This window comes from Micromonospora sp. RV43 (assembly GCF_001029515.1).
Classification (GTDB): domain Bacteria; phylum Actinomycetota; class Actinomycetes; order Mycobacteriales; family Micromonosporaceae; genus Micromonospora; species Micromonospora aurantiaca.
The window spans coordinates 1-6,797 of the sequence record NZ_LEKG01000263.1; the positions used below are offsets into that span (position 1 = coordinate 1).

The 6,797-nt window shown below is 70.3% G+C and carries 5 protein-coding genes and 1 pseudogene; 5 read left to right on the forward strand and 1 reads right to left on the reverse strand.

Translation table 11 applies throughout. The features are described 5' to 3' along the window. Positions 1-229: DUF1883 domain-containing protein (locus ABD52_RS38780; protein WP_235437655.1), on the forward strand; the 229-nt coding region annotated here is incomplete at its 5' end. On the opposite strand, the pseudogene ABD52_RS35240 reads toward ABD52_RS38780, so the two are convergent. Beyond that, a pseudogene (locus ABD52_RS35240) lies at positions 198-860 on the reverse strand (LacI family DNA-binding transcriptional regulator); the annotation flags it as partial. The gene ABD52_RS38780 and the pseudogene ABD52_RS35240 sit on opposite strands and share 32 nt — an antisense overlap. A 199-nt stretch (positions 861-1,059) precedes the next feature. On the opposite strand from ABD52_RS35240, the gene ABD52_RS35245 reads away from it, so the two are divergent. From ABD52_RS35245 to ABD52_RS35260, 4 genes are all read left to right on the forward strand, one after another. Then, a complete protein-coding gene (locus ABD52_RS35245; RefSeq protein WP_047894583.1) occupies positions 1,060-2,313 on the forward strand; it encodes a maltose ABC transporter substrate-binding protein in 1,254 nt (417 codons plus the stop codon). Then, a complete protein-coding gene (locus ABD52_RS35250; protein ID WP_047894584.1) occupies positions 2,313-3,956 on the forward strand; it encodes an ABC transporter permease subunit in 1,644 nt (547 codons plus the stop codon). Before ABD52_RS35245 ends, ABD52_RS35250 begins: the two co-directional genes overlap by 1 nt. After that, positions 3,953-4,852, forward strand: coding sequence for a sugar ABC transporter permease (locus ABD52_RS35255; protein WP_013283974.1), 900 nt, complete (start codon positions 3,953-3,955; stop codon positions 4,850-4,852). The genes ABD52_RS35250 and ABD52_RS35255 overlap by 4 nt, the downstream gene beginning before the upstream one ends. Positions 4,853-4,994: 142 nt before the next feature. Continuing rightward, positions 4,995-6,797, forward strand: a 1,803-nt coding sequence (locus tag ABD52_RS35260; protein WP_047894585.1) for a glycoside hydrolase family 13 protein, incomplete at its 3' end; no start/stop codon positions are given.

Consider the following 6,797-nt stretch of genomic DNA (forward strand, 5'->3'; position numbering starts at 1 on the left):
CGCCCGGGTCTGCCTGATGGACGACGACGAGTACCAGGCGTACGTCGACGGCGACGAGTACGAGTTCTTCGGCGGCTTCTACGACCTCCCCCCCGTGGTCCTGGAGGTGCCCTACGACGACCACTGGCGCAGCACGTGGGGGCTCATCTTGACCGGGATCTTCGCGGTGGTGGCGAGGCGGCGCAGCAGCCGCCACACTCCGTCAGCTCGGCCAGCTCGTCCTCGCTGATGTCGGTCAGGCGCCCCATCGCGGCCTTGTAGCCGGCGACCTTGCGCTGCACCGGCACGAACCGGTCCGGGCCGGTGATCAGGCCGATCCGGCGGTGCCCGAGCGCGACCAGGTGGGCGACGGCGAGTTCGGCGGACTCCCGGTCGTCGCAGGAGACGAACGGCGCGGGGATGCCCGGGGCGTACCCGTTGATCATGACGATCGGCAGCGGCCGGGCCAGCAGCGTGCGGTAGCGGTCGTGGTCCGCGGTGGTGTCGGCGTGCAGGCCGGAGACGAAGACGATGCCGGAGACCTGCCGGTCGAGCAGCATCTCCACGTACTCGTCCTCGCGGACGCCACCAGGCGTCTGCGTGCAGAGCACCGGCGTGTAGCCGGTGGGGGCGAGCGCGGACTCGATGATCTGGGCGAACGCCGGGAAGATCGGGTTGTCCAGCTCCGGCACGACCAGGCCGACCAGCCCGGCACTGCGCTTGCGCAGCCGGGCCGGTCGTTCGTAGCCGAGCACATCGAGGGCGGTGAGGACGGCCTGCCGGGTCTCGGGGGCCACACCGGGGCGGTCGTTGAGCACCCGCGACACCGTGGCCTCGCTGACTTCAGCCTGTTGGGCGATGTCGGACAGTCGAGCGCGCATGTGCGGCACTTTAGCCCAACGGCAAAGTCTTGCGTACACTGCTGCAAGCCCTTCCATTCTCTGCAACCTCTTGCTAACGTCCCCGCAACATGCGAGAGCAGCGGCGCAGCATCTCGGCGCCGGTCAGCAAGAACTTTCAGAGGTTTCCACTGGCGGGCCGCCCTTCCCCCGGCGGGCCGCCATGACGACAGGAGTACCGATGCGCATCCGTACCGCGGGTGTGGTCGCCGTCCTCGGCCTGGCGCTCGCCGCCTCCGGCTGTGGTGACAGCGGCAGCGACGACAAGCCGGCCGCCGGCGAGTCCGCAAAGGCGACCGGCGGCAAGCTGGTCATCTGGGCCGACGACAAGCGCACGGCCGCCCTCAAGCCGTTCGCCGAGGAGTTCGGCAAGGAGAACGGCGTGACCGTCGAGGTCCAGGCCGTCTCCAAGGACCTGCAGACCAACTTCGTCACCGCCTCGCAGCAGGGCAGCGGCCCGGACGTCGTGGTCGGCGCGCACGACTGGATCGGCAACCTGGTCCAGAACGGCGCCATCGACCCGGTGCAGCTCCCGGCCGAGCAGAAGTCCGGCTTCAACGAGACCGCCATCAAGGCCGTCACGTTCAACGGCCAGCTCTACGGCGTGCCCTACGCCACCGAGAACGTCGCGCTGATCCGCAACACCGAGCTGGCCCCCGAGGCGCCGAAGACGATCGAGGACCTGGTCGCCGCCGGCAAGAAGCTCAAGGCGGAGAAGAAGGCCAGCGAGATCCTGTGCCTGCAGTCCGGCCAGAACGGCGACGCCTACCACATCTACCCGCTCTACACCTCGGGCGGCGGCTACCTGTTCGGCACCGCGGCGAACGGCGACTACGACCCGAAGGACCTGGGCGTGGGCAAGCCGGAGTCGATCGCTGCCTTCCAGAAGATCGCCAAGCTGGGTGAGAAGGGCGAGGGTGCGCTGAAGCGCTCCATCACCGGCGAGAACTCCATCGCCACCTTCACCGGCAAGAAGTGCGCGTTCCTGGTCTCCGGCCCGTGGGCCGTGGCCGACGCCAAGAAGGCCAACATCGCGTACGACATCTCCCCGGTCCCCGGCTTCGCCGGTGGCAAGGAGGCCCAGCCGTTCGTGGGCGTCCAGGCGTTCTACGTGGCCGCCAAGGGCAAGAACAAGGCCCTGGCCCAGGAGTTCGTCACCAACTACGTGACCAAGCCCGAGCTGGCCGTCGCGCTGTACAAGGCCGAGCCGCGCCCGCCGGCGCTGACCGCCGCCTTCGACCAGGTCAAGGGCGAGGACCCGGACCTGGCCAAGTTCTCCGAGGCCGGAAAGAACGGCCAGGTGCTCCCGGCGATCCCGGCCATGGCCGCGATCTGGGATCCGTTCGGCAAGGCGGAGGCCGCCATCATCGGTGGCGCCGACCCGGCCAAGACGATCACGGCCGCCGGCAAGACCATCCAGGGTCAGATCAAGTAATGAGCGCGCCGCTGTCCGGCCCGGGGTCTGCACCGCAGGCCCCGGGCCGGGAGCCCGTACGCCGTGGGCTCCCGCGCACGTCCCGTACCGCGCGGCAACACGCGCCGATCACCGCGACCGGCCTCGTCGTCAAGGTGGTCCTGCTCGGCCTGGTGGCCGGGATCGCGATCTGGGCGGCCTTCCCGCTCATCGAGGCCGAGCATTGGCTCGCGCTGGGCGTCCTGGCGGTCACCACCGCCGGCCTGTTCTACCTCTACCTGAGCCGCCGGCACATCCCGGTCAAGTACCTGGTCCCCGGCACGCTCTTCCTGATCGCGTTCCAGGTCTTCCCGGTGCTCTACACCGCGAGCACCGCGTTCACGAACTTCGGCGACGGCCACCGCGGCAGCAAGGACGACGCGATCGTCGCCGTGCAGACCGCCTCGGTGAAGCAGGTGCCCGGCTCGACCGAGTACAACCTCACCATCGCCACCAAGGGCGACCCGGCGACCGGCGCCCTGACCTTCCTGCTCAGCGACCCGAAGACCAAGGACGTCTTCGCCGGCGACGCGGACGGGCTGCGCAAGCTCGACGCCGCCGACGTCGAGGTGAGCAGCCTCAGCGGCAAGATCACCGCGGCGGACGGCTACACCCTGCTGAACATCGGGCAGGCCAGCAACCGCAGCGACGCCGTCACCGCGCTCATCGTGCCCACCGACGAGGGCGCCATCCGCTCCAACGGCCTGACCCGGGCGTACGAGGGCAAGGCCATCCGGGCGTACGACGCCGCGTGCGACTGCGTCAAGGACAGCGAGACCGGCAGGACGTGGACCGCCGACGAGAAGTCCGGCTCCTTCGTCGCCGCCGACGGCGAGCGCCTCGCCCAGGGCTGGAAGGTCGACGTCGGGCTGAAGAACTTCAGCACCGTGCTCACCAACCCGAACATCTCCGGCCCGTTCTTCGGCACGCTCGCCTGGAACTTCGCGTTCGCGATCGGCTCCACCGGGCTGACGTTCCTGCTCGGCATGGCCATCGCGCTCGCGCTGCACTCACCCCGGATGCGCGGCACCAACCTGTACCGGATGGTGCTGATCCTGCCGTACGCCATGCCGTCGTTCGCCATGCTGCTGATCTGGCGGGACATGTTCAACACCGACTTCGGCCTGCTCAACAACCTGTTCGGGCTGGACGTCGACTGGTTCGGCGGCAACTGGTCGGCCCGGATCGCGGTGCTGCTGGTGCAGCTCTGGCTCGGCTACCCGTACATGTTCCTGGTCGCCACCGGCGCCTTGCAGGCCATTCCGCGGGAGCTGACCGAGGCGACCTCGGTCGACGGCGCGTCGCCCTGGCAGTCGTTCCGGGCGGTCACCCTGCCGCTGCTGCTGGTGGCGCTGTCGCCGCTGCTGATCGCGTCGTTCGCGTACAACTTCAACAACGTCAACGCGATCCTGTTCACCACCGAGGGCGGCCCGTTCGCGCCGGACAACCCGACCAACGGCGCCACCGACCTGCTGATCACCTACACGTACCGGCTCGCGTTCGGCGCACAGGGCGCCGAGTTCGGCCTGGCCGCCACCGTCTCGATCTTCATCTTCGCGATCGTGGCGACGGTGTCGGCGATCAGCTTCCGGCGGACCCGCAAGCAGGAGGAGGTGTACTCGTGACCACCATCGCGGAGACGCCCACGACCACCCGCCGGCCGGCCCGCCGCTCGCGCGGCCGCTGGTTCGCGCAGGTGGGCTGGCGGCACCTGGTCGGAGTGCTGGCGGTGGCGTTCAGCCTCTTCCCGATCCTGTTCGTGATCTCGGCGGCGTTCAACCCGCTCGGCACGCTCTCCTCCACCGAGTTGCTGCCGACCGGGGCGTCGCTGGAGAACTTCACGAACTTGTTCGACAAGACCGCGTTCGGCCACTGGTTCCTCAACTCGCTGCTGCTCGCGGGCGTGGCCAGCTTCGCGTCGATCTTCCTGTCGTCGCTAGCGGCGTACGCGTTCTCCCGGATGCGCTTCGCCGGGCGCCGGGTCGGCCTGCTCGCGCTGCTGCTGATCCAGATGTTCCCGCAGTTCCTGGCGATCGTGGCGATCTTCCTGATCTTCACCACGCTCACCGACCTCTACCCGGTGATCGGGTTCAACACCCCGTGGGGCCTGTTCCTGCTCTACATGGGTGGGGCGCTCGGCGCGAACACCTGGCTGATGAAGGGCTTCTTCGACACGCTGCCGAAGGAGCTGGACGAGTCGGCGACCATGGACGGCGCGTCGCACGTGCAGGTCTTCTTCCGGATCATGCTGCCGCTGGTGGCGCCGATCCTGGCGGTGACCGGCCTGCTCGCGTTCATCGGGTCGATCAACGAGTTCATCATCGCCAACGTGTTCCTCACCGAACCCGAGTCGAAGACCCTCGCGGTCGGCATGTTCGGCCTGGTCGCGGGCGAGCGCAACAACAACTTCGGGATGTTCGCGGCGGGCACGCTGCTCACCGCGATCCCGACGGTGCTGGTGTTCCAACTGCTCCAGCGCTACATCGTCTCCGGACTCACCTCCGGAGCGGTCAAGGGCTGAGCCTCCTCGGCTCACGCTGCGGCAAGGGCGTCGTGTCGGCGTACACCGGAGCGGTTCTCGGGCGGACCGCCGCGGTCGGGTGAACCGACCGCGGCGGGTGCCCGCCCCCTCTCCCTGTCGGTACGACGCGAAAGGCAGCACCATGTCCCTTCAGCCGCACCACGACGGCTCCGCAACATACGTCCCGGAGCAGGAGCCCGCGCTCGGGCAGACCGTGCCGGTCTTCGTCCGGGTGCCGGCCGGAACCGGCGTCTCCCAGGTGCACGTGCGCACCACCGGCGACGGCGAGCCGCGCTTCGCCGAGGCGCGGATCGACCGCACCGAGAACGGCGACGTGTGGTGGCGGGCCGACGTCGAGGTCCGCAATCCGGTCAGCAACTACCGCTTCCTGCTCGACGGCGAACGCGGCACCCGCTGGCTCAACGCGGCCGGGCTGGCCGGCCACGACGTGCCGGACAACGGCGACTTCAAGCTGGTCAGCTACGCCCCGCCGCCGGCCTGGGCCCGCGACGCGGTGATCTACCAGATCTTCCCGGACCGGTTCGCCCGCTCGGCCGCCGCCGACGGCCGGACCGCGCCGGACTGGGCGATTCCGTGCGACTGGGACACCCCGGTCGTCGGCCGCGGCCCGGAGACGCCCCGCCAGTTCTACGGCGGCGACCTCGACGGCGTCACCGAGCACCTGGACCACCTGGACCGGCTCGGCGTCAACACCGTCTACCTCACGCCGGTCTTCCCGGCGCGGTCCAACCACAGGTACGACGCGTCGAGCTTCGACACCGTCGACCCGCTGCTCGGCGGCGACGCGGCACTGGCCCGGCTCGCCGACGCGGTGCACGCCCGGGGCTGGCGGCTGCTCGGCGACATCACCAGCAACCACACCGGCGACGCCCACGACTGGTTCACCGCCGCCGTCTCCGACGTCAACGCGCCGGAGCGCGAGCTGTACTACTTCGACCTGCCCGGCTCGGACTACGAGTCGTGGAACGGGGTGAAGTCGCTGCCGAAGCTGAACTGGGGCAGCGCCGAACTACGCCGCCGGTTCGCCACCGCCGAGGACTCGCTGCTGCGCCGCTGGCTGCGCCCGCCGTACGGGCTGGACGGCTGGCGGGTGGACGTGGCGAACATGACCGGGCGGCGCGGTGCGGACGCGTACACCCACGAGGTGGCGCGGCTGCTGCGCGAGGTGGTCGCCGAGACCCGTCCGGACGGGCTGCTGCTCGCCGAGCACGGCCACGACCACACCGGTGACCTGGACCGCGACGGCTGGCACGGGACGATGAACTACGTCGGCTTCACCGACCCGGTCTGGTCCTGGCTGCGCCACGGCGACGAGCCGGTGCCGAACTTCCTCGGCACCCCGGGCGGGGTACGGCGGCGCGACGCGAGCGCGGTGCTCGCCACCATGAACACCTACCGGTCGCTGGTGTCCTGGCGGTCGTACACGCACTCGTGGCAGCTGCTCGGCTCGCACGACTCGGCCCGGATCCGCACCGTGGTCGGCGACGCCGCCCGGCAGGAGGTCGCGGCCGGACTGCTCGCCACCATGCCCGGCACGCCTGTGGTCTTCGCCGGGGACGAGCTGGGCCTGACCGGCACGAACGGGGAGGGCTCGCGTACCCCGATGCCGTGGCACCGGCGCCAGAGCTGGGACCGGCGCACGTTCGACGCGTACCGGTCGTTGCTGACGCTGCGCCGCGACGAGCCGGCGCTGCGGCACGGCGGCCTGCGGTGGGTGCACGCGGACGCGGACACCCTGGTCTTCCTGCGCGAGGCGCCCTCGTCGACGGTGCTGGTGCTGGCCCGCCGCGCCCCCGGCACCCCGGTCCGCCTGACCGGCGTGGGAGCCGGAGACAACGTCTACGGCGACGCCCCCGCCCTCCACCCCGACGCCGACGGAACGGTGACCCTCCCCGCGGACGGCCCCACGTTCCAGGTCTGGCGC